At 62.9% G+C, this 22,736-nt stretch carries 15 protein-coding genes; 7 read left to right on the top strand and 8 right to left on the bottom strand.

Annotated elements, in window-relative coordinates; genetic code table 11:
- Positions 1–19: 19 nt before the first annotated feature.
- Together OJ996_RS03170 and OJ996_RS03175 are read right to left on the bottom strand one after the other, a co-directional pair.
- Positions 20–859: a hypothetical protein gene (locus tag OJ996_RS03170; protein WP_264511079.1), complete on the bottom strand. Its 840-nt coding sequence runs from the start codon at positions 857–859 to the stop codon at positions 20–22.
- A 40-nt stretch (positions 860–899) separates the two neighbouring features.
- The gene (locus tag OJ996_RS03175; protein ID WP_264511081.1) at positions 900–5,831 is read right to left on the bottom strand and encodes a M60 family metallopeptidase; all 4,932 of its coding nucleotides are present in this window, start codon (positions 5,829–5,831) and stop codon (positions 900–902) included.
- 264 nt (positions 5,832–6,095) lie between these two features.
- Between OJ996_RS03175 and ruvX the strand changes: the two genes are divergently transcribed.
- Together ruvX and OJ996_RS03185 are read left to right on the top strand one after the other, a co-directional pair.
- Positions 6,096–6,575: a Holliday junction resolvase RuvX gene (gene ruvX / locus OJ996_RS03180; protein WP_264511083.1), complete on the top strand. Its 480-nt coding sequence runs from the start codon at positions 6,096–6,098 to the stop codon at positions 6,573–6,575.
- A gap of 255 nt (positions 6,576–6,830) precedes the next feature.
- A complete protein-coding gene (locus tag OJ996_RS03185) occupies positions 6,831–9,467 on the top strand; it encodes a LamG-like jellyroll fold domain-containing protein (protein ID WP_264511085.1) in 2,637 nt (878 codons plus the stop codon).
- A gap of 5 nt (positions 9,468–9,472) precedes the next feature.
- On the opposite strand, the gene nth is transcribed toward OJ996_RS03185, so the two are convergent.
- The 6 genes from nth to OJ996_RS03215 all read right to left on the bottom strand — a co-directional run bounded on the left by nth (position 9,473) and on the right by OJ996_RS03215 (position 18,530).
- On the bottom strand, positions 9,473–10,150 hold the full coding sequence (nth, locus tag OJ996_RS03190; RefSeq protein WP_264511086.1) for an endonuclease III: 678 nt from the start codon (positions 10,148–10,150) through the stop codon (positions 9,473–9,475).
- Between the two features lie 10 nt (positions 10,151–10,160).
- Positions 10,161–10,853 carry a 3D domain-containing protein gene (locus OJ996_RS03195; protein WP_264511088.1) on the bottom strand — a complete coding sequence of 231 codons (693 nt, stop codon included), beginning with the start codon at positions 10,851–10,853 and terminating at the stop codon, positions 10,161–10,163.
- A 408-nt stretch (positions 10,854–11,261) separates the two neighbouring features.
- Positions 11,262–13,217 carry a hypothetical protein gene (locus tag OJ996_RS03200; protein ID WP_264511090.1) on the bottom strand — a complete coding sequence of 652 codons (1,956 nt, stop codon included), beginning with the start codon at positions 13,215–13,217 and terminating at the stop codon, positions 11,262–11,264.
- 53 nt (positions 13,218–13,270) lie between these two features.
- Positions 13,271–15,322 (bottom strand): hypothetical protein, encoded by a 2,052-nt coding sequence (locus OJ996_RS03205; RefSeq protein ID WP_264511092.1) that lies wholly within the window; start codon positions 15,320–15,322, stop codon positions 13,271–13,273.
- Positions 15,319–16,983 (bottom strand): ATP-binding protein, encoded by a 1,665-nt coding sequence (locus OJ996_RS03210; RefSeq protein ID WP_264511094.1) that lies wholly within the window; start codon positions 16,981–16,983, stop codon positions 15,319–15,321. The genes OJ996_RS03205 and OJ996_RS03210 overlap by 4 nt, the downstream gene beginning before the upstream one ends.
- 131 nt (positions 16,984–17,114) lie before the next feature.
- Positions 17,115–18,530, bottom strand: a complete 1,416-nt coding sequence (locus tag OJ996_RS03215; protein ID WP_264511096.1) for a toxin-antitoxin system YwqK family antitoxin — start codon at positions 18,528–18,530, stop codon at positions 17,115–17,117.
- Between the two features lie 170 nt (positions 18,531–18,700).
- On the opposite strand from OJ996_RS03215, the gene OJ996_RS03220 reads away from it, so the two are divergent.
- The 5 genes from OJ996_RS03220 to OJ996_RS03240 all read left to right on the top strand — a co-directional run bounded on the left by OJ996_RS03220 (position 18,701) and on the right by OJ996_RS03240 (position 22,614).
- Entirely contained in the window at positions 18,701–19,555 is an 855-nt protein-coding gene (locus OJ996_RS03220) for an ABC transporter ATP-binding protein (RefSeq protein WP_264511097.1), read from the top strand.
- A 15-nt stretch (positions 19,556–19,570) separates the two neighbouring features.
- Positions 19,571–20,482: an ABC transporter permease gene (locus OJ996_RS03225; RefSeq protein WP_264511099.1), complete on the top strand. Its 912-nt coding sequence runs from the start codon at positions 19,571–19,573 to the stop codon at positions 20,480–20,482.
- A 1-nt stretch (position 20,483) separates the two neighbouring features.
- Positions 20,484–21,449: a hypothetical protein gene (locus tag OJ996_RS03230; protein WP_264511101.1), complete on the top strand. Its 966-nt coding sequence runs from the start codon at positions 20,484–20,486 to the stop codon at positions 21,447–21,449.
- A gap of 62 nt (positions 21,450–21,511) precedes the next feature.
- Positions 21,512–22,234, top strand: coding sequence for a metallophosphoesterase family protein (locus OJ996_RS03235; RefSeq protein WP_264511103.1), 723 nt, complete (start codon positions 21,512–21,514; stop codon positions 22,232–22,234).
- Positions 22,231–22,614 (top strand): (deoxy)nucleoside triphosphate pyrophosphohydrolase, encoded by a 384-nt coding sequence (locus OJ996_RS03240; protein ID WP_264511105.1) that lies wholly within the window; start codon positions 22,231–22,233, stop codon positions 22,612–22,614. The genes OJ996_RS03235 and OJ996_RS03240 overlap by 4 nt, the downstream gene beginning before the upstream one ends.
- Positions 22,615–22,736: the final 122 nt, after the last annotated feature.

Consider the following 22,736-nt stretch of genomic DNA (forward strand, 5'->3'; position numbering starts at 1 on the left):
CGTGGCCTGAGAGCCGCTGTTACCTGCATACTCCGATTCTCTCCCGGGTCTGCGCCCTCAAGTTCTCGGCCTCGATCTTCCCGATCCAAGCGAGTGCTTCATCGGGGGCGCGGAGTGTGAGCGCGATCGCGCAGGCGGCGCAGGCTTCATCCCGCAGCAATCCTTGCTCCTGGGCCTCGATCCACTTGATCGCTTCTGTTTTGTTCGTTCGCACCCAGTGCTCGATCAGGCGTGGCACTGCCGCGCGGATCAGCGCTGCCTCTTCAAAGCTGGCGAGCCATTCCGCCGCTGCCGGAGCATCTTGCTGGCTCCAGCGCTGCATCGTCGCCGCGAGCACGATTTCAACGGCGCCTATGCTGACCTTGTCGTCGGAAAGCCATGTCGCCACCCGTGCGGGATCTTGCTCCGCCAAGGCGGCCAAGGCGTTGCGCTCGATCGCGCAGCGCATCGACTCGTCGCGTTGATCGGATTCCAGCCACTTGAAGACGGCATCCGGATCGGTGGCCGCCCGTTGTGCGAGGACAAAGCCGAGCATGTCGCCCCGCATCCGCGGATTCGCGATCATGTGGGCTGCTTTCAGCGCCTTCTCGGGGAAAGATACAGCAGCTTCCACCGCCACTGTTGCCAAGGCTTCGTCGCGCACCCGGCCTTCAAGTTGGCAAGCTTCCTCGATCGCTTCCTCCGGCCGCTCTCCCGCCCGCATCGCAAAGTGCGATGGAGCGGGTGAGGTTCGGGGAAGATTCCTTCCGGACTTGGCCGGAAGGGCTTCGCTCGCCGCCTGCTTGGCGGGCGGTATCGCGATCCAAACCCCGGCGGCAAGAGCCGCCATCAGCACCTGAACCCGAGTAATAGGTCTCATGATGGATTGCCGTCGGGGTGGATTCTTGTTCCGGGGGATTTCAGGGCGTGACCGTCACGCTATCGAAGACCGCGGTGCAGTCCGTCGTGTTATTATGCGAGCTCACTGCCAAACCGATCTGGATGTTCGCCGCCATCGAGATGGTGGCGCTTCCCAAGGTTGTCCACGTGGTCCCGTTCGAGGAATACGAGGTGGCCAGCGTGTTGTTGGTTCGCGTGATCCTCACCCAGCGCGGAGCGGTGATGCCCGCGGTGGTGGTGCTCGTGCTCGATCCGCCCGTGGCCGTCCTTCGCTGGAAGGAGACCCCGTTGCTTGGCGAGATCACGATCATCGCGTGCTTGGATCCGGTGGTCAGGCTCTCGCGGATCATCACGCCGGCCTTGGCCCAGCCATCGGTATTCTCGACCGAGGCCACCCGGGCGATGATCTGCCCGTCTCCGCTCAAGGGCTGCCAGACATAGTGGAAGGCATCCGCCGTTCCCCAGATGTCCGCGCCGGAACCATTCAGCGTGTAGGTGCCTGCACTGTGAGTGGATGTTCCCGCCACCCCCGTGCTGCCGATGTCCTGTGCCGTCCATGGCGAGGGCAACAGGTAGGGATTCGCGATCGACATCACTTCGGTGCCACTGAGCGCCCGCGAGTAGATTCGCACGTCATCGATTGTCCCGGTGAAGTGCTTGTTCGTGTCCCGGTAGTCGTAGCCGATGCTCACGGCCAGCGCGTTCAAGGATTGCACCGTGCCGGTGGCGGTGGCCGCTTGGACGCCGTCGATGTAGAGGTAGCCCGTGGTCCCGCTGCGCACGCCGCTCAGGTAGTGCCATTGGCCGTCGTTCACCGCCGTCGTGCTGGTCAGGTCGAACTGATACCCGCCGCTGCCGTAGACGAAGAAGTTCACCGTCCCGTTCGCGTTCACGTTCAGCATATACTCGCCGATGTAGCCGCTGCCGCCCGGTTCGCGCTGCTGGATCACCGTGCCCAAGGGTGAACCGGAGTTCACTTTTACCCAAGCTCCGAGCGTGAAGTCGGTAGTGCCCGTGAGCGCTGCGCTGTTTCCGACCAGCACGGTGTCGTCGGTTCCGTCGAGGAGCAGGCCGTTCGCGTCCTTGCCCGTGGTCCAGGTTCCTCCGCTGACCGTGCCCGTGCGCTGATAGCCGGAGCTATCGGCGGCACTGGTGCCGGAGCTTTCGTTCAGCCTCCACCACGACTTCAGGCCACTGTAGAGGGATGATGGCTGCGAGGACGAGCTGTTAGGATTGGTGCCCAGTGCCGTTTCCAGCGTGTCAGGGTAGCCGTCGCCATCCGTGTCGGTTGGTGAGCTGGTCACCGTCACCGTTGCGGTTCCGGAGTCGAGCGTGGAAGTGCCGTAAACCAGCTTCGCCTTGAGCGGATGGCTTCCGGCTGCCGAGGTGTTCAGCGTCGCTGTATAGGGCGGGGCATAGTCTTCCGAGACGAGCGTGGCACCATCGAGGAATTGCACCTTGGTGATGTTGTTGCCGTTGTCGTTCACCGTGGCCGCCATCGCGATGCTCGCCGGGCTGCCGTAGCTGGCGCCGTTCGTCGGTGAGGTCAGCGTGATGGTCGGGGCGGCTGGTGCGTAATCATTCAGCGCGACACCTGGTGCCGCGGGAATCAATGCGGAGCCCGGAATCACCGCGCGGGTGATGCCCGGACCTTGCCACGCGACCGCGACATGATCCCCGCCGCCGCCTTCGTTCTGGATTGCCTCGATGTAGTAGGGTTGTCCGCCCTTGAGGAACACCGTCTTGCTCTTCTGCGAACCCTGCTGGTCCCAAGACTGGAAGCCGGTATAACCGGAGACCGCCCCGATCGCGGCTTTGTTCGCCGAGCTGGAGTTCGTGCTGAGCGAAAGCGTCGAGCCGTCGTCCGAGGCGATCCAGAAGGTGTAGAGACCGGAGCTCGGCGGGAAGAGCCAGCCTGTCAGGCGTCGCGTGTAGTTCTCGGCCACGTTCTGTGCGGAGGTGAAGGAGGTCAGGTGGCCGGTGTAGCCCGGGCTGCCCGAGATCACCTGGCCGGTCCAGCGTTCCTCGCTCAGGCCCAGGCTGGCATTCGCATAGACGATGACCTGACCGTAGCCGGATTGTCCCGCGCTGTCGGTCGCGCGCACCGTGAGCTGGTAGGCTGCCGGTGAGCCGAGCGAGCCCGGTGTTTGCAGCGTCACTTGGCCCGATGCATTGATCGCGAAGATCCCGCTGCCATTGCCGGCGGTGATCGTCCAGGAGCTGACCGTGCGGGTGGGATCGATCGTCACGCTGGCGGTGCCCAGAACCGTGCCGGCGCTCATCGCGGAGCTTGCGGTGAAGAGCTCGCCATCCACCACCGGGGCGTCCGGCGTGTTCGTCACGTTGACCGTGAAGCTGCGCGTGATGGTGTGGCGGGTGCCGCTGAAGGGAACCGCGTTGCCGGATGCCGTGATCGTCAGCGAATAGGAAGTCGCCCGCTCGTAATCGAGCGAGAAGACCCGAAGCTCACCCGTCAGCGGATCGATGCTGAAGTCGCCATTCGAGTCACCTGCGGTGATCGCATAGGTGTGGGTCTCGCCGGGGTCCACATCGGTCACGCTGAAGTCATGGATCAGCGTGCCCTGCATGGTATCCTCGGCCAAGGTCAGCGTGCCAGGATTGCTGATCGCGCTCGGTGCCGTGTTATCGGTCCAGACCGGATAGCCCTTGGCCGCGACCAGATCCTTCACCGATTGCGTGATCTCGTAGCCGCGTCCTGTCACGCCCAGCCCGTAGCGCTGGAAGTAGCTGTCGAGGTTCCGGCCGGTCGCATCGCAGAAAAGGATGTAGAAGCGGTTGCGTTTGAAGTTCGGGTCGCTGGTGTTGAGGTTCTTGATGTCGTTGTCCGTAGAACCGGTGGGGTTCTGGAGGTAGTTCATCAGGCGCGTCAGCGCGGTCTTGTAGGCCACCCAGCCGAAGGAGTCCGCGATGTTGAAGTAGAAGTCGTAGCCCACGGTGTTCCCGCAGGCTTCCGCCCAGGTCTGCTGCGCGGCAGGCAGTGCTCCGAAAGAGGCACGCGAGCTGATCCGCGTCGAAGAATCGAAGGTGCTGTGGCTCGCGTTGTCCCATGCGGTCCGTTTGTGGATCATGGTGGTGACCATCCCGGGTAGCAGGTTCACGTCCACCTCGGCATGCGTGGCGATCACGAAGGCACCGTCGAAGTTGTCTTGGAATCCGTGTCCGAGTTCGTGGTAATTCCCCCAAGAGTTTGTCAGCGCGGCATTCAGGAATACATCTTCACCCACGCCCCAGCCGTTCTCGGTGGGATAGCCGGCGTAGGCGGCACCGTAGGCCACGTAGCGCGCGCTGGCCATGGCCTCGCCGCGTTTCCGCCAGGCACTATAGCCATAGTACTCGTCCGCGGTGTCCATCACCGCTTTCCAGTGGTTCGCGATCTGCGTGGGATTGGTCAGAGCCGCGAGCTGCGGCCGCTCGACATACATCACCAGCTTGTCGGTCTTGATGAAGCCGTAGGGCGCGGGGTTGTTCTTCAGCGTGCTATTCCACTCCGCATCCGTATTCACTCCCAGGGTGAAGGCCGGTGCGGGCAGGGCCCCGCTTACCGTCACATCGAAGGTTCCGAGGCTTGAGCCGGCAGGCACCAGGATCGTGACCAAGCCACCCATCACGTAACCGGTCTGGGTCGTGGCGCTGGTCAGGGACACCCTGCGCCAGAGCTTCGGGAAGAAGGTCCAGTTGCTTTGGTTCCAGATCTGGTCCTCGCTGCCGTTCGGGGAAATGTGGGCCTGCAGGCCCGCTCCCGTCTTGTCGGAGGGAATCGTGATCGTGATGGTTGCCCCCGGGGCGGCATACACGCCGGTCTCGATCCGCACCGGCTTGCTGCCTTGGTTCATGTAGAAGTCCGCAGCAGTGTTCCCGTTGACCGAGACCGTCCTGCTGACGGTGCTGCCGGCCAGCGGTGCGCCGGGGAAGTCGCTCGCACTCGGGTGCGCGAACAACTGGGCCGGTGTCATCGCGTCGTACTTGTTCGATTGGTAGCGCGCCAAGGATGCTTCCACCGGCTTGCTTGCCTTGGCGATCGGTGCCGCCGCGGTGGGTGCGATCACGCCGTAGTGGCTTGAGTCACCCAGCGTCTCCATGTCCGCATTCAGCGCAGCCACGTTCGTGCGCACCGCGAGCACCTGATCGATCGATGCCGCGGCGATGACTTTGTTCGCCAGGCTCATCGTGATCAGTCCCTCCTTGTCATCGATCAGGTCGTCGCTGCCATTGAGTGCGCTGTAATAGGGCGAGGGCGCGGCGGATGGCACGGTGGCGGGACTCGCGCCATCCCAGCCGGAGCCACTGTAGGTAAGGCCGAAGGCTCCCATCACGGCATAGGCATCTGCCGAGGGCGTGGCACCCAGAGCCCATGGCGTTGCGCCGCAGACGATCCCGCCGCCAGCTGCCGTGAAGGTCTGAATCTTGGTCACGGCCGAGGCGCTGTAACCCGAGTGCCAGTCGAAGACGAAGACGTCCACCCCGCTCAGGTCGTTGGTGGAGGAGCTCATCGTTGTGGTCACCGACTTCACGAGATAGCCGCGGCTGGTCCAGAAGCTGGTATTTATGCCCGCACCGCAGCCGACCGTGATGGTGGAGGGAGTGGTCTTGCGGCTTGCCCACTTCACGCTCGCCTCCAGCAGGGCGGGCATGGAGTTCGCGCCGCCGTTCAGCGGCCCGTTGTGAGAGAAGGCCACCGCGCAGGCGGCCGTCGAGGCATAGCTGTCGTTGTAGCGGCCGGCCGCCATCATGGCGACGCCATTGGCATCCATCAGCACCGGGAAGGAGGCGGTGCCATGGCGGGCGATGCTACCGGGCGAGCCCCAGCCGGAAACCGTGAGGCCGGCCGAGGTGCTCGTGATGCTGCCGAAGTCGGCAGCCAAGTCGGCCTTCGCGAAGGGCGTCGCGATGGCCAAGGCGATCCAGATCATGAAGCGGGAGGGCGCCTTCATGCGGATGCCGGGTTGTTGGACTTGGGAGTTCATTGTGGCTTTTTTGTCTCCCAAACGCCGGAAATCGGTCTTTTTGGGATTTCTAAGCCCGTAGATGAAAATACCGGCAAGTGTCAAGAATGTCTGAATAAAAATGTATGGATTTAGGCTTATAAAAGATATTAGTGTCCGTTTTTGATGTGGTTGATCGCGCAATCATATTGGTAATCACATGATTGATGACGAATCGTGTCTTATCACGGCTTTTGGGCAGAAGTGACCGATGTGCTTCCACCGCGAAGCTTGATCTGCCGTCGGCGGGCGGCGCATCGTCGCGGCGTGGATGGCAGCGATCATCACCCGGCGCTCGGGATCGACCACGGCGAGGCCCGCATCGGCATCGCCGCGACCGATCCCTTGGGAATTCTCGCGCACCCGGTGGAGACCATCGAGGTCCGGAAGACTGATGCCATCGAACGCATTGCCATCCTTGCGCGGCAGCGCTCGGTGAAGACCCTTGTCTTGGGGCTGCCGGTGCGGGTGGACGGCACGGAAGGCACGGCAGCGGAGAAGGTTCGCGGCTTCGGCGCAAAGCTTTCCAAGCGCCTCCCTGAATTGCCTCTCGTGTATGTGGACGAGGCTTACACGACCATGGATGCCTCCGCGAAGCTGCGCGAAGCGGGCCGAAATGCGAAGCAACAGAAGGGGATCATTGATCAGGCCGCAGCGGTTGCGATCCTGGATCTCTGGCTGGAGTCTCTCTGAGTCCTTTTCCGAGGAATGCCGGTCAAGAGGTGGATGTATTCTGCTCCAAGTGGCGGAAACATACCATTTATGAGTCTCGGGGATTTGTTCCGTTTCTGAGTCAGGACTGCCAATCGCGCCGAATCGACGCGATTTGTGCCGATTCCCCAGTCCCTTTTCGGATCAGCGTTGGCGGTGGTATCCGCAGTGCTAAAATTGCATGCAAAGCTCATTCCCCGTCCCCCCTCCGTGAGCTTGTTGGACCCAACGAAACACATGAACCCGATCAGAAACATCCACATGGCCCACCGGGCTCCGGCGCGACTGGCCGGTCTCGCTCTGGCCTTCGTGACCGCCGGTGGCACTCATGCCGCGACGGTCAACCTCTCCGCCCTGGACGCTCTCGGAGCGTCTTCCTTCAACACGGCGGGCAACTGGAATCCCTCCGGTGCGCCCGTCGCCGGTAACGACTACGTCGTTTCCATCCTGCGCCTCCGCACCCCCGCCGCCACCGGTGATTTCACCTTTGCCGGTTCGTCGCTGACGATCGCCACCAGCGCCGGTAACATGACCTTCAAGGGTAACAGCAGCGCCGTCATCACGGTGCCGAACCTGATCCTCTCCGGTGGTCTGATTGACCACCTCAACGCTTTCGATCAGGTCTTCACCCTGGCGGGCAATCTCACCGTGACGGGGACGGGCTCGCGCCTCTCCGCGACGCAAGGCCCGATCGTGGTGACCGCCCCGATCGCGGGCACCGGGGAACTCACCATCATCGCCAACCTCGGCACCACCTTCGCTGCGGCGAATACCTTCACCGGCAACCTGGTGGTCAACGGGGCCTTCACCTTGGCAGACACCGGCAGCCTGGTCTTCGACATCGGCGCCAATGGAGTGAACAACTCGGTGAGCGGCACCGGACCTGCGACCTTCAACGGCACCTTCACTATCGACCTCGCTGACGCGGGCAACACCGTCGGCAACAGCTGGACCTTGGTGAACGTCGGCACGCTGACTGAAACCTTCGGCGCCGCCTTCACCGTGGCGGGCTTCACCGAGAACGAAGGTATCTGGACCTCGGCGTCCGGGACCTACCAGTTCTCGGAAGCTTCCGGCGTGCTGACCCGCATTTCCGGGGATAGCGACGGCGACGGCCTGCCCGATACCTGGGAATATGCGAACTTCGGAGCGGGGAATCTCACCGAAGGAGCGAGCGGCGACTTCGACCTCGATTTCTCGACCAACCTGGCCGAGTACCTCGCGGGCACCAACCCGGCCAACGCCAACTCCTATCCGGACACGGACGGGGACGGTTTGGGCGACGGTTGGGAGCTGTTCTACTTCAACAACAGTCTGGCACAGACGGCGGCCGGTGATCCGGACGGCGACTTCAACAGCAATGCGGTGGAGTTCGCGGCGGGAACGGACCCTGGCTTCGCGGGCAGTTACCCCGACACCGAAGACGGCTTCGGCGACGGTCTGAACGATGGTTGGGAGATCCACTACTTTGGCAGTATTGCGGCGGGAATCCCCTCGGCGGATCCGGATGGCGACCTGGTGCCGAACCTGGACGAGTTCACTGCAGGCACGGACCCGACGGATCAGCTGTCCTCCCCGGACAGCGACATGGACGGCTTGGCGGATGGCTGGGAGGTGCACTATTTCGCGCTGCCGGGAGAGTCGCTTGCGACCGTTATTGCCAAGCAGTCGGCTACCGATGATCCGGATGGCGACAGCTTCACCAACGGCATGGAGTTCGCGGCGAAAACGGATCCGACCAGCGCCTCCTCCTATCCCACCTCGGTGGCCTACTGGCGCTTCGAGGAACGTACTACGGGTGTCGTGCCTGTCGGCGATAACAGCGGCGGCAACCAGGCGAACACCGTGCTCGATTCCTCCGGATTGGGGAATCACATGATGACCTGGCGCGACTATACCTCGCCGACCTATTCGACGAACCTGCCCTTTGCCACGGTGCCTCTCACCGGGGCGACGAATACGGCCTCGCTCGCCTTCGCCCGCGATGGGGGGAACCTCTTCATCACCGACAACGTCTACACCACCGGCGCAGTCCCCCTGAACAGCCAGGTCTTCAGCGCCTTCACGATCGAAGCCAGCTTCAACACCACGGCCACCAACGTGTGGCAGGTGGTGATCGGCAAGAGTGGTAACCCGATCGGAGGACAGCCGCCCTTCTCGCTGAAGATCCGCGCCACCGACAACAAGCTGCTGGCCGGCATGGTGGACGGCTCCGGCACGGCTCGCGAAGCGGTAAGCCTTCGCTCGATCACGACCGGCTCCTGGTATTCGGCCGCGGTGACCGCCAGTGCCACCGAGCTCAAGCTCTGGCTCAAGGCCGCTGGCGACGCCAACTATGTGCTTGAGGCCACCCTGCCGATCAACGGTGCCTTCTACAACTATGCCGGAGTGAATGCCCCATGGGTCATCGGCCTCGGCAAGTGGAACGGCGCGGATGCCGATCCCTTCGGCGGCAACATCGATGAGGTGAGGATCAGCCCGAAGGTGCTCGCGCCTTCCGAATTCCTCATTCCCGTTACCAGCAACGATAGCGATGGCGACGGACTCGATGACACTTGGGAGCAGGCGAACTTCGGCGGCCTCGCCCAGACTGCCAGCGGTGACTTCGATGGCGATGGGACCTCGAACCTCGTCGAGTACTTGCTCGGTCTCAGCCCGGCCAATGGCAGCTCCTTCTTCAAGGGCAGCCTGAGCGGCAATACGCTCACCTGGCCTGCCGCGGCGGGACTCGGCTTCACCGTGCAGCGCAGCACCACTCTCGGTAGCTGGGAGAATGTGGGAACCGTGAACACCACGGGCACCAGCGGAACTTGGACCGATACCAATCCTCCGTCCGGCAAGGTGTTCTACCGCGTGGTCCTGAACACGAACTGAACATCTCAGGGTACGTCGTTACGCAAAGGGCATCCGGGGGCCACCCGGGTGCCCTTTAACTTGGGCGGGAACAACTCGCCGCAGAGCAGGCAGGACCTGCCGTCGCAGCCCCGTGCGGTACAGTGGCCACGGCCGTAAAAGATGATCTGCAGGTGCAGCACGTTCCAGCGCTCGCGGGGGAAGAGTTTCTTCAGGTCCCGCTCGGTCTGCTCGACGTTCTTCCCTTCGGTAAGCTTCCAACGTTTCGCCAACCGGTGGATGTGCGTGTCCACGGGGAAGGCCGGTACGCCGAAAGCCTGCGCCATGACCACGGAGGCGGTCTTGTGGCCGACTCCGGGTAGGGCCTCCAGCGCCTCGAAACTCGCGGGCACCTCGCCGCCGTGCTGCTCTACCAGGATCACGGATAGATCCCGGATGGCCTGCGACTTCCTGGGCGAAAGCCCGCAGGGGCGGATGATCTCCTTGATCTTCTCCACCGGCACCAGCGCCATCTTCTCCGGCGTGTCGGCCAGAGCGAAGAGCGCAGGCGTCACGGTATTCACCCGGGCGTCCGTGCACTGCGCGGAAAGCAAGACCGCGACCAGTAACGTGTACGGGTCGCGGTGATCGAGAGGGATCGGCGTTTCCGGATAGAGCTCCGCGAGCCGCCGGTCCACGTGCTTGGCACGTTCGGCCCGGGTCATCGGGTGAAGCTTAGCGGGAGGCCGTGGCAGCGGTGCGGCCGGCGGTCATCTTGTTGATCGCCGCATACATCTGCGCGCAGTGCGCGTAGTGCGTGCGCTTCGAGAGCACCTCGGCGCTGCGGGCGTAGGAGCCCCACTGCACCACGGTCAGCTCGACATTGCGACGGCCCCAAGCGCCCATATGGGCCTTGGACGGGGTGTAGATGTCCACGGTGTTCGTGCCGGTAAGGGCCGAGCCGTAGTCATCCACCACGAAGAGCTGGGACATGCCCTTGATACGGAAAACGGTGCCGAGCGGATAGACGGCCCAGTCGGCGGCGGCGCTGCGCACGCGGTCCGTGTAGCGGAGCGGGGTGCCGGCGGCGTTCATCGAGCCATACTCGATGTGGTCATCCTCGGAGCAGGTGTAGGCGGTCGTGCGCACCAGGCGGGTACGGTCGGAAGCCTTGTAGAAAGGCATGCCGTGCTTGTCCTTCGGCTTGCCAGCGGTCTGCGCGACTACCGCGGAGGACGGCTGGGCCGTGGTGAACCCTCCGGCTTGGGAAAGCGCAGGGTTCGAGGAAGAATAATCGTAGTAGCCGCGAGACGAGGAAGAAGACGGCTTGATGTTGGTTTTGGACAAGACCTTCAGGTCGGAGTCCGAGGCGCAGCTCGAAAGAAAAAGGGCAGCGAGCGCGGCGGCGGAAGCGAGGCGGAAAATCATGCGGTTTGTTAGGCGTGCTTGATAATGAACGGATCGCGTTATTCGAGACTCCAGCTTTTACGGGTCTTGCCGGGGGTCGGCAACCTTAAAATCCACTGTTAGTGGTAGGGTTTCGAAAGCTGCTTGCGTGCCATTGCGTATGACTTAGATTCCCCACTTCGGATTTCTGTTCATTTGAATCGGTTAGGTTCGGAGCAGAAATTGATGGGAATGAGGGGCTTCCCGGGATGGGGGAACTGTCTAACAAAGGTCGGGACTTAATGGTCGAAAAGCGTCCATCGGAGCATATCCGCAGGTGAATTCCCGAGTGGGTAGACCCCGCAGATTCCCGAGTTTGCGATTCCGCGCAGGGATGATCGCTCGTTTTTCCAGCCTCGTTGGGAAGGTTAGAGAGTTCGATGGGGCTACTCAAGGCTTCTCGGCGAGCGCCTTCTCGAAGCGCTCCGCGATCCATCGCACCGATAGCTCTTCAGCCATGGTGATGCCTCCGCCACCGCGTGGTGCCCGGCCCAGGGTATCTTGCCGAAGCCAATCCCGCTCGATCCCGCGCAGCAACGGCACCGAGGCGAGCAGGGCTCCCGTCAGCAGGACCAGCGGCGGCACGAGCTTGCGGGCGCATAGAATCCCGGGCAGTGCGGCGGCCCTCGGGGCCAGCAGCACCACGCCTGCCTGCCAGACCAGCCAGAGGAATGGCAGGCCGCAGGCCGCCGCCATGGCTTTCAGGTAGTCTTCCTCATTCTTTCCGAGCCATCGCACCCCGCCGATCGCGGCGACCAGTAGGCCAAGTAGCACGACGGTGGCGAGATCGATGCGCAAGCCGGCGCGCGCTCCCAAGAAAGAGATCCGCTTGACCACCCGCCAGCGGACCAGTGTCTGCAGGCACGCCCATATCAGCAAGAGGCCGGCCAAAGTCTGCAGGGCTGATGGGGGAATGGGGTAGTAGATCGCCCCGATATCCCGGCAACCCAAAGACGTGAACCGGGTGATGACCCAGTAGTAGGCGACCGGCACCAGCAGGCCCAGGCCAAGGATCCATGCGGTATCTGCCGGGCGGAATAGCGGGGCCAAGCCGTCCGCCACGGCATTCAGGACCATGCCCCGGCGGATGCCTTCCACGCCGGCGATGGCCAGCAAGAGCAGGCAGAGCACTCCGGAACCCAGAGCGTAGAGACGATCGACCAAGGCATACTCGACCCCGCGCCCTGCCGTGAACAGGGCGGGATTGCCCGCGACATCCGGGGGCGGCGAGGCCAAGCCCGAGCCTCCCGCCATCCATGACATTGACTTGCGATGCGGGCTGGCTCGAAAGATGGAGGATGCCTCTGTGCCCAGATCGTCCACGGCGTTGAGCCGGTCTTGTTCCTCCACCATGCCGAGCCGGGTGGCTGCGTCGAGAAGAGCCTCCTTCCCGTGGATGGTGAAGCCCAGTGCGGTGACCGAATCAAGGAGCGTGGAGGAGCGGGTGCCGAGATGGAGGGAGAGTTCGCGCCAGACCCGGATCAGTTCCCGCAGGCCCTCCTTATTATTCGCGTCGGCCAAGCGCTTCGATTGCTCGCGGATGATTGCCCCGCAGAATTGCTGGATACGCGACCACGAGATGTCATGAGTGGAGATCGAGAGAAGCATCGCCCTTGCTTCATCGGCCAAGGTTTCCGGCTCCGGGAGGGAGGCCATCCTGCGTCGGCGGAGGTCCGCAGCGTGGCTCTCGAATCGTCCCGCATCCGCCGCTTGCTTCAGCAGGACGAGTGCTTCGGTGAAGGCTGTTTCGTCCGTGACCGGACCGCTGCCGCCGCTACCTTTGAATGCTCTGTCCGCCCTCATCATCGATTCCCGGAGTAGCCAGGCGCCGTTCCCCGGATCGATCCTCTGCCAGGTTTCGCGGTAGTTCGGCGGCAGTGTGTTGTTGGCCTGCACGCTCAAGCCGACATATTCCTCGAAGAGACCGCGATCCTCGGGTCGTTCCTGGACAAGTCGCTCCACGTTGCGGAGCTGGATGGGCAAATCTTCTGCCAGTCGGGCACTTACGAAATCGCGTTCGCTTTCGGGCCTTATCTCGATCTCATCCAGCTCGAGTTTGCCCGCGGACAAGTTCTTGAGCGACCACATCTCCTTCACGGTGCCATGGATCAGAATGCCTGCGATGGTGCCGAGAATGATTAGCGCGCCAAATGCGATCCCGGCATGAATCCAAGTTCGCCCGGGTTTGCGGTCTTTCAGCCGATTCGCGGCATCTCCGGCTTCCTCCGCCGAAAGGACCCGCACAAGCAACTCGTCGCGGGCTTCATCCCGAGCCGGCGGATCCGCATCCAAGTTGCGTGTTGCGAGATTGAGAAAGGTCTCCAGCCTGGGATCGGAGTCGGACATTGTTAGAGTAAAGCCGTGCCATGGGCGGATTGTCGGAGGCAACCGCTTTTCGGTCACGGGTCGGGGAGCTTGTTGGCCTCCAGGATCGTGGTGATTCTTTTGGTCAGGTCTGCCACCGCCCGGGCTTCACCGGGAAGAGTGCCGACCTCCGAGAGATTCAGGTTGGTGATGGAGGCTTGGATCATCCGCGACTCCTCAATCGATCTCAAAGTCGGCCCACAGCGGAGAAGGATGAGACACGCCAGCGCGAGAGGGGTGGCGATAGTCCGGCAGAGCAAAACGCCGCCGAGGGCTCCGGACGTCGGGGAGAACAGCACCGAGCCCCCTTGCCAAAGCATCCAGAGCAGGGGGATGCCACAGGCAGCGGCGATTCCCTTGGAGATGGGGTCTTCGTGTACGGGTAGCCAGTGAATCGCTCCAGCTGCGGGCAAGATCAAGGCGGTGACGATCACCACCCCCCATCCGGCGAGGGCAGAGCGACCACCCAAACCTAGAACACCGAGCCGGCGCTTGATCCGCCACTGGATGATCTGGAGCGTGAGCACCCCGGGCAGCAGAAGACCTGAGATCATCTGGATCAGGACCGGCGGAAAGCCCGTGAAGAAAGTCATGCCGATATCGCGCGCGCTTAAAGGCGTATGGCGGGTGATGGTCCAATAACACAGGAAAGGCGCGATGACGCCGAGGCCGAGGATCCATGCGGTATCCCGCCACTGGAGCAGGGGGGCGAGGCCATCGGCCATGCCATTTACGCGCTTGCCACGGCGGAAGGATTCCAGCCATGCGAGAGTAAGGGCAACGAGAACCAGAATGGATGCCAGAAGGGCGAAGCCTCGCTCGGCGGCGAGATATTCGGCAAGGCGACCCGCATCCTGACGCGTGATGTCGAGAGGGAGCGGATATCGTCTCGCAGTCTGGCGTGAGATGCTGTCCAACTGCTTGGGGTCCACCGCCGATTTCAGGGTGAGTACCGAGCCCGCACGGAAGGAAGCCGGCACTGGAGACGTCTCAAGCGCGATCTCCGCCATCAGCGCCCTCAAGTGCTTCTCTTCTTCGGTGAGGCCAAGATTTCTCGCGGAGTCCGCGAGATACTCGATGAAGGAAACGAAGTAGATGTTGGCGTTGAGATCTTCCCAGTTCCGGGAAGCGGCCAAAAGACCGAGCGAGGTTTTTCTCCAATCCTCGGCCAAGGTTCTCAGGCCCGCCTTCTCCTGATTTTTCGAGAGCTCCTCGCTCATCGTATAGACCAAGACGGCAAGGGCCCGCTGGCGGTAGGTGAGTTCATCGAAATCGATTCGCAAGGGGCTCGCGAGATTGGCCAGCGCCGCGTTGCCGACGTAGGTGGCCGGGAACTCCGGGAGCCGGGCGAGCTTCCGCTCTCGCAGTTCAGGCAGGTAGGTCTGGAACCGACCGGATGATGCGCCTTGGTGGAAGAGTTGGACGGCACGTGCCCGGTCTTGTTCTGAACATTTGACGCCAGAGGTCTTACCCATGGCGAGGGATGCGGCTTCCAGAAGATCCCACATGCCATTTCCCGGATCCAGCTTTTGCCAGGTCTCCCGGAAGCCGGGCGGCACGTCGCCGTGAAGACCCACGTGCCTGAACGAGTAGAGTTCGAAGAGGCCAAGATCTGCGGGGTGCTGCTGCCGCAGTTTGTCGAGGGACTCGAGCTGTAAGACCTCATCGGAAAGGCGGAGCATGAACAGGCCTTCCCCGAGACCTGCCGCAAAGAACTCCCGATCCTCCGCGGGCAGGCGATCGAACCACTTCTGAGCGGAAGGGTTGTCGTTCATCGCGATCGGCAGCAGCTTGATCTCGGGCAAGGTCGCCCCGACTTGGAGGAGCGCGATCGCGGCAAGGATGAGGATGACGACGGCACCGGCGAGGATGCTTCCGATGCCTTGTCTAACTGGCACGAACTTCGCGAGCTGATAGAGTGCGGCTTCGACCGGAAGCTCCTTCCCCCGGGACCGCTCTCGGGCAAGCCGGCTGGCCAATTCGGCGCGCGTTTCATCCCGGGTTGCAGGATCGTTCTCAAGCGTGCGCGTGGCCAGCTCGATGAAGTGGTGTTCGACGGTCGAGTCCTCCTTCTCGCCGATGTTCATGGCTCTTGCAAATACGCATGCACCTCCTTCGGCACGAACTCTGCGTCGGTGGCCTCTTCCGCGGCGATTTGCATCTGGGCGCGGATGATGGCGGGATCGACGGGGGGCAGGTAGCCTTGCAGGCTCGCTTTCAGGGCATCGGCGGCGGCGGGGGTGCCGGTCTTCGTCAGACGGTAGGCCTTCACGGCGAGTGCCTCGGCGGCACCCGGGGTGAGCCACTTCGGCACGAGGGGGAGGAGCGAAGCCTTGGCAGCATCATCAAGCGGGATGCCGCGGCGTTTGCACAGCGCGCCTAACAGAACCATGCCTTCCTCTGCCGTCGAGGTGGGGAAGATCGGCACCTTCACATCGATCCGGCCAGGTCGCTTCAGGTCCACCTCGATCAGGTCGGGGCGGCTGGAGGCAAGCACCCACAGGATCTTGCCGCGGTTGCGCGTGTTCGACATTTCCGCCGCCAGCATCGAGTAGACGCGGCTTGATACCCCGGAATCCCCGGAGCCCGATGCCCGCTTGCCCAAGGCTTGGTCCGCTTCGTCGACGAAGACGATGCAGCGGCCGAGCGCGTGCAGCAGCGCGAAGATCTTCTCCAGATTCGCCTCGGTGGAGCCTACCCAGCGGTCGCGGAAATTCCGCAGCACCACCACCGGCACGCCTGCCTCCCCGGCCAGGCATTCCGCCAGATAGGTCTTCCCGGTCCCCACGGGGCCGCAGAAGAGATAGCCCATCGGTAGCGCTCCGATTTCATCCTGGCGCCAGAGTTCGAGATCCTGCTTCAGGCGTTTCTTCACGCCTTCCAGACCGATCACGTCGTCCAAGGTCCGGTCCGGTTCGATGAAGTCGATCAGTTCACCCGCATCACGTTCGACCAAGGCCTTGCGGAGATCGCCTAGGTCGGCGTCGCCCAGAGCTTTGCCGCTGTGGTTCCGGCGGCGCAGGAAGGCCTCGAGCGCAGCAATCGATGTACCTGCAAGCCGTGAGGCAATCCGCTTGAAGTCCGTGGTGCCTTCCAAGGCGCGGGGGCATTCCGGCGCCAGCACTTCCAGCGCTCCGGCCAGCTCGCCCACATCGGGCAGCGGAATCTCGATGTCTGCAGCGCGCGGGTTGTTAGAAACCAGCGGGTGCAAATGGCTGATGCGATCCGCCACCAGGAAAACCGCTTGCCCCTGCGCGGCCAAAGTCGTGTCGCCGCCCCAGGAACGCAGGATCGAAGCGATCGCGCTCAGCTCGTGATTTATCGTCTGCGGCAGCACCGGCACATAGAGTTGCGCATCCCGCATCACCACGGCCACGCTCACCGGCTTCGCCCCCACCGCGCGCAGGTTGCGAGCGAATTGGAGGTAGCGCGCGATTGCCCGCACCGCCGGCAGTGGCAGGGAGGGCATCTCGCCCAGCTCCTTCAAGGCCGGCCACGTGGCAAAGGTTTCTTGCCCGCGCTCCACCCGCAGCCCGAATCCCGGGTCATAGGACAATACCACTTGGAAGCGCGGCAGCAGCACATCCAGCAGGTAGTCGTTCAGCCGTCCTAGCTTCGCTCCTTCCGGCAGGCGCATCAGCATGCGATCCGCCACATTGCCATGAAGGATAAACTGTCCCGCCGCCCCGCTCTCATAGCGCGCGACGATTTCGGTGGCCCAGAGCGGGAGCGAGGAAGCTTCAGCCATTGAATACAGAACAATGGCTCGCTGCGGGGATGTCGATGGGATTTCGCGCAGGAGATTCTCCGTGTAATTGCCGAAGTTGATCTCCGACTTGCGCGGGCTTGGGACGATGACAAGGCTTTCAGAGTCTCCGCTTACTCCTCGCCTTCCTCTCCGGAGCCTTCTTCCTTGCCCTCCTTGAACTTGCGCAGCCCGGTTTCCTTCCCGGCCTCGTTGTATTGCAGGAGCTCACCGTCGAGTTCACCCTTGCGATACTCCGCTTTGAAACGTGGCTCGCCGTTTTCGTAGAAACCCTCGGCCTTGCCGTGAAGCTGATGGGCTTTCATCGGAATCCGCGATGCCACCTTGCCGTCGTCGAAGCGCTTCTCCCAGACCCACTCGCCCTTGCCCTTCGCGATCAGGAGGCTATCGCCCCCCTTGTATTCCCCCGGCGGCGGTTCCTTCATGAAGATCGGGGTCTTTCCGCCTTCCAGGAAATAGTAGGCGCGTCCCACTTCGATGCTGTTCTTGTGGAAGACCACGAGGTTCTCGATATCGATCCTGCCATAGCTGTCTCCCTTCTCCTCGCCCTTCAGGTCGCGGAAGTTCGCGCCCGTGGTGGTCACGCGCAGCACCTTCGGTTCCGCGGCTCCCGTCTCCACCTCGAAGCCGAAGTGGTCGTAGTAGTGCGTCGTGACCTTTGCATCGTCCTCATCCGGCGGGTCGCCGCCGGCTTTCTTGCGGACCGTCACGAGTTCTTCCCCCGTGCGAATGAAATCCGGCTCACCGTGTTTCGCAATGATCTCCTTCAGCAGCGGCTCGGTCGTGCAGGAAGGCACGGAGATGTGCATGGTGATGAAGAAGCCGCCACGCATTCGCTTCGTGCTGCGGATGCTATCGAAAGCGGAATCAATCCGTCCCTCCGCATAGCGGGGATCGAAGAAGTCCTTGTTGAGCAAGATCTCCCCGCCGCGTGATTTGAGCAGGGCCACCTGCGCTGCGGCGGGGGCCGGTTTCAGCTTCAGCGCCTTCTCGATGTCGTCGTGGTCCCAGGAGTCCTCTCCCTTGGCGAAGGCCGCGATGCCCTGCAGCGTTCGACCCTTGCCCTCCTCGGTCCTGCGGAACCACATGATGTATTCTTTCCCCGGCTTGAAGTAGGAGCCCTTCAAAGTCTGGAGGATCCGCAGTCGGCCCAGCGAACCGCTTTGATCGTAAGTTTCGTAGAGCTTGTCCGCATCCAGCCAGTTGCGAAAGGCCTGGCCCGGTTTGCCTTCCACAGGGAAGATGTACCAGTTTCCCCAGTTCGTCGGAGCGTTGAAGTACCAGACGAAGTCGGTGCCCTCGGCCAGTTCCGGGCAGCGGAAACGAAAACCGTCGAAGACCTCCTCCTCGAGTTTGGCCGGCTTCTCGCCCAGCTCGATCTCGAAGCTGGCGGCCTTTCCATCGCCGGAGAGCTTGAATTCCTCGAAGGATTCCACCTGTAAGGCGAGTGCCTCCTTCATGACTTCCGGGTTCATCTCTTGCCCATGGCATGCGGCAGTCACGAGTGCGGCGGAGAGAATTCGTCTCATGACAACATGAGAACTTCGTTCCGATCCGGATCGCCAGCCGGAACTTCGTCTCGCGCAGCCAACCTGTCTATCCTCGCGAATTCTTCACCGCTCCTTCATCCTTGCGTCCCTTCTCTATCAGCGAATCACGTTGCCTGTGCCGCTTTGCCCTCTATCCTCCGCCCGCGCCCATGGATCTCGCCGTTGAAATCAAGGACCTCGTGAAGCAATTCCGCCCCGCCGGGCGGAAGGAGCCGCTGCTCGCGGTCGACCGGGTTTCGATCAACATTGCCCTGGGCGAGGTCTACGGCCTGATCGGCCCGAACGGCTCCGGCAAGTCCACCACCATGAAGGCCTTGCTCGGCCTGGTGCAGCCGGATGCCGGGGTCTGTCGGATCTTCGGGAACGACTCGATGCGGGTGGATTCCCGCCAGGATGTCGGCTTCCTCCCGGAGAATCCCTATTTCTACAAGCACCTGAGCGGTAGCGAGACACTCCGCTTCTACGGCAAACTCTGCGGGCTGCGCGGCGCGAAGCTGGAGGCCCGGGTGAAGGAACTGCTCGCCCTTGTCGATCTTATGGAGGCCGGGAACCGCCGCCTCGGCGGCTACTCGAAGGGCATGCTCCAGCGCATCGGCCTTGCGCAGGCCCTGATTCAGGAGCCCCGTCTCGTCATTCTGGATGAACCCACCGCCGGGGTGGATCCGGTCGGATCCCGCCAGATCCGCGACCTGATCCTCGATCTCAAGCAGCGCGGCATCACCGTTTTCCTCTGCTCCCATCTTTTGGAGCAGGTGCAGGAAGTCTGCGACCGCGTGGGCATCATCTTCCGCGGCCGGATGGTGAAGGAAGGCCCGATCGACGAACTGCTGGCAGTCGAGGACCAGACCGAGATCGTCCTGCGCGATGCCTCGCCCGAGTTGGTGGCGAAAGTACGCGAACTGGTAGCAGCGGAGGGCTCGGCCGAGCTCCTGCGCGCCGGTCGCCCGCGCACCACTCTGGAGCGCCTCTTCCTCCAGGAAACCGTGGACCGCCGCGAACCCTGATCCCTTTTCCGCCCGATGAGCCGTCCCGCGAAAAACCGCCCGCTCAATCCCCGCCGCATCGGGGTGATTGCCACGCACACCTTCACCCAGCTCGTCCGGATGAAGGTATTCTACTTCCTCGCCATCTTCGCGGTCATCGTCCTCGGCAGCAATCTCTTCAATATCCAAGGCATCGGCCGCCCGGACCTGCAGGGCATGGACGTGCTGCGGATGATCCGGAGCTGGTCGCTGGGCACCATGACCCTGTTCTCCGTGGTGCTGGGGGTGGTGGCCACCGCCCTGCTGCTACCCAAAGATGTGGAGGATCGCACGCTCTACACCATCTTGGCCAAGCCGGTGCCGCGCTTGGATTACCTGATCGGCAAGCTCGCCGGGGTGCTTCTCCTCATCTTCGTTTCCCTGCTGGTCATGGACTTGCTCATGACCGGCGTGCTCACGATCCGCACCCACATGCTGGTGGCGGAACAAATGGAGCGGTTCGCCTCGTGGCCCCAAGCGGACAAGGACTCACTGCGTGCCGAGATCATGGCGCAGGGGCCGACCTGGAGCCTGCACGGCGCCACCCTCGCGGTCTTCATGCGCTCCGCAGTGATCGCCTCCACCGCGCTGCTGCTCTCCACCTTCTCGACCAGCACGCTCTTCACCACCATCTCCTGCTTCCTCGTCTACTTCATCGGCAATTTCCAAGCGGATGCCCGGGACATGTATCTGAGCAGCGGGGATGGCATCGGGCCGGGCGGTCGCATTGCCGGGCTGGCCGTGGCCGTGGTCTTCCCGGACTTCCAGCTCTTCAATGTGATCGACGGGGTGATTGAGGGCGCGGCCCTGCCGCTCGCTGCGCTCGGCACCTTGGCCGGGATCACGATTTTCTACGTGGTCCTGCACACCTTCGTCTCGTGGCTGGTCTTCGCTGGAAAGGAGTTCTGAGATGAAGCCTCCCCGCCGCGCCGTTCTCATCGCCTTCGCCGTGCTGGTCGCGGGCGGCTACCTGCGCCTGTATCTGGAGGATCACGCGACCAAGAGCTTCCGGCACGAGGGATTGCTCTCCGAGCCGCTGGACATCGATGTCCGCGAGAAGATCGGCCAGAACAGCGCCGTGGTCGCGCTGGCCGGGCTGCGGACGCTGGTCGCCAGCTTCGCCAGCTTGCGCGCCACCGAGCAATTCACGAACACCGAATGGCCCGAGCTGGACGAATCGGTGAACACCACCGTCCAGCTCTCCCCCAAGACCGGCTACTACTGGGATATCGGCGGCTGGCATCTGGCCTACAATGCCGCCGCCTTTTATCGGAACGACCCCCATCTCAGCAGCCTGCGTGCTGAAGCCGAATCCCGCCGCTGGGTCACCAAGGGGAAGGAATTCTTTGAGCGGGGTACCCGGAACAACCCCGACAATTGGCGTCTCGCCGCCGCTCTGGGGAATCTCTATTCCAGCGCCTACCACTTCCCGGAGGACGAGAAGGCGGTAGCCGCCTACTCCCGCTCTTGGGCTACGGGGAAAGCGGATCCCCGCGTGCGGCGAAACCTGCTCCAAGCCCGCGCCCGGGTGGGGGAGGATCCCAAGGTGCTGCTCGCCGAGCTGCGTGACATTTTGCAATCCGACCCCCGCAGCGCCGTGCCCTCCATGCTGGCACTGCGCTATGTGCTGGAGGCGAAGATCACGCCGCCGGACGATCCGGTGGCCCGTGCGGTGCAGATTTTCGGTTCGGAAGAGCGGGCGCTGCGGATACTCGGGACTTATTTCACCGACTATCTCGACCGCATGCCCCAGACCGGCGTGGAGACCGCCATCCGCCTGCTGGAGAGGCGAAAAGGGATCGCCCCGGACTCTCCCGAGAGTAACATCCGTCTGCGGGAAGAATTATCTGCCAGAAACTACGGCTTTGAGAGGTAATCCGGGTTTGACTCGACAGGTCCCCGAAACGTCTCCTAAAGCCTCTCCCGCCTCACCGACCCATGCGCATCGCCCTCTTCGGAGATATCCACGCCAACCTTGAAGCCCTCGAGGCTGTGTTGGTTGATGCCGAGCAACAGGGCTGCACCGATTATGTCTGCCTCGGCGATGTCGTCGGCTACAATGCGGACCCCGCCGCTTGCTTGGAAAAAGTCCGCGCCATGAACTGCCCCGTGGTGAAGGGCAACCACGACGAGGATGCCTCCGGCACCCATTCGCTGGACGCCATGAACCCCGTGGCCGCCGCCGCGCTGGAGTGGACCCGCGAGCAACTTTCCGAGGAACAGCGGATCTGGCTGCGCCGTCTCCGAATGGTCCGCCAGGTGGAGGATTTCACCATCGTCCACAGCACCCTCGACCAGCCTGCGAACTGGAACTACGTGACGAACCGCTTCGACGCGATGTCGAACTTCTCGTACCAGTTCACGCAGGTCTGCTTCCACGGCCACACCCACGTCCCGCGCGTTTACGTGAAGACGGACAAGGTGCAGGAAGTCCCCGCGGAGTCCGTGGTGATCGAGGAAGGCTCGAAGTATTTCATCAATGCCGGCTCGGTCGGCCAGCCGCGCGATGGCGATTGGCGGGCCTGCTACGCGATCTACGATCTGGATCACCACCTCGTCGTCTTCCGCCGGGTCGAATACGATCTGGAGAAGACCCAGAAGAAGATCCTGGATGCCGGGCTGCCGCCGATGCTGGCGGAGCGTCTGGCGGATGGCCGATGATCGAGGTCGTCGCTGGCCTGATCCTCGACCAGTCGGACCGGCTCCTCGCCTGCAAACGACCGGAGGGAAAACACCTCGGCGGCAAATGGGAATTCCCCGGTGGCAAGGTGGAGCCAGACGAGAGTCCGGAGGCTGCCCTGATCCGCGAGCTGGAGGAAGAGCTGTCCATCACCGTCGAGTTGCTGGAGCCGCTCACTCCCGTGGTCTGGGACTACGGCCGCGGACCCATTCGCCTGCACCCTTTCGTCTGCCGCATCGCCTCTGGCACCCCGCATCCCCACGAGCACTCGGAGATCCGCTGGTGTGATCGGGTGGAGTTGCAAGCTCTCGACTGGGCCGAGGCCGACGTGCCGATCTTGGCGGAGTGGTTGGCCCGGTGATGCCGCCCACGGGTGATCTGTGAGGACAGAATTCTCCGGCTGCGGCTTTTACCCGGAGATGAATCATGCCTCCGGATGGCCTTCTCTGGTAGGGCGGATTTTCCTGCGGACCTTGGCGACCC

This window comes from Luteolibacter rhizosphaerae (assembly GCF_025950095.1).
GTDB classification, from domain to species: Bacteria; Verrucomicrobiota; Verrucomicrobiia; order Verrucomicrobiales; family Akkermansiaceae; genus Haloferula; species Haloferula rhizosphaerae.

Excerpts from the sequence above, each read along its gene's own strand:
- OJ996_RS03170 (WP_264511079.1), bottom strand. The coding sequence starts at position 859 with ATGAGACCTATTACTCGGGTTCAGGTGCTGATGGCGGCTCTTGCCGCC.
- OJ996_RS03175 (WP_264511081.1), bottom strand. The coding sequence starts at position 5,831 with ATGAAGGCGCCCTCCCGCTTCATGATCTGGATCGCCTTGGCCATCGCG.
- OJ996_RS03185 (WP_264511085.1), top strand. The coding sequence starts at position 6,831 with ATGAACCCGATCAGAAACATCCACATGGCCCACCGGGCTCCGGCGCGA.
- nth (WP_264511086.1), bottom strand. The coding sequence starts at position 10,150 with ATGACCCGGGCCGAACGTGCCAAGCACGTGGACCGGCGGCTCGCGGAG.
- OJ996_RS03195 (WP_264511088.1), bottom strand. The coding sequence starts at position 10,853 with ATGATTTTCCGCCTCGCTTCCGCCGCCGCGCTCGCTGCCCTTTTTCTT.
- OJ996_RS03200 (WP_264511090.1), bottom strand. The coding sequence starts at position 13,217 with ATGTCCGACTCCGATCCCAGGCTGGAGACCTTTCTCAATCTCGCAACA.
- OJ996_RS03205 (WP_264511092.1), bottom strand. The coding sequence starts at position 15,322 with ATGAACATCGGCGAGAAGGAGGACTCGACCGTCGAACACCACTTCATC.
- OJ996_RS03210 (WP_264511094.1), bottom strand. The coding sequence starts at position 16,983 with ATGGCTGAAGCTTCCTCGCTCCCGCTCTGGGCCACCGAAATCGTCGCG.
- OJ996_RS03215 (WP_264511096.1), bottom strand. The coding sequence starts at position 18,530 with ATGAGACGAATTCTCTCCGCCGCACTCGTGACTGCCGCATGCCATGGG.
- OJ996_RS03220 (WP_264511097.1), top strand. The coding sequence starts at position 18,701 with ATGGATCTCGCCGTTGAAATCAAGGACCTCGTGAAGCAATTCCGCCCC.
- OJ996_RS03225 (WP_264511099.1), top strand. The coding sequence starts at position 19,571 with ATGAGCCGTCCCGCGAAAAACCGCCCGCTCAATCCCCGCCGCATCGGG.
- OJ996_RS03230 (WP_264511101.1), top strand. The coding sequence starts at position 20,484 with ATGAAGCCTCCCCGCCGCGCCGTTCTCATCGCCTTCGCCGTGCTGGTC.
- OJ996_RS03235 (WP_264511103.1), top strand. The coding sequence starts at position 21,512 with ATGCGCATCGCCCTCTTCGGAGATATCCACGCCAACCTTGAAGCCCTC.
- OJ996_RS03240 (WP_264511105.1), top strand. The coding sequence starts at position 22,231 with ATGATCGAGGTCGTCGCTGGCCTGATCCTCGACCAGTCGGACCGGCTC.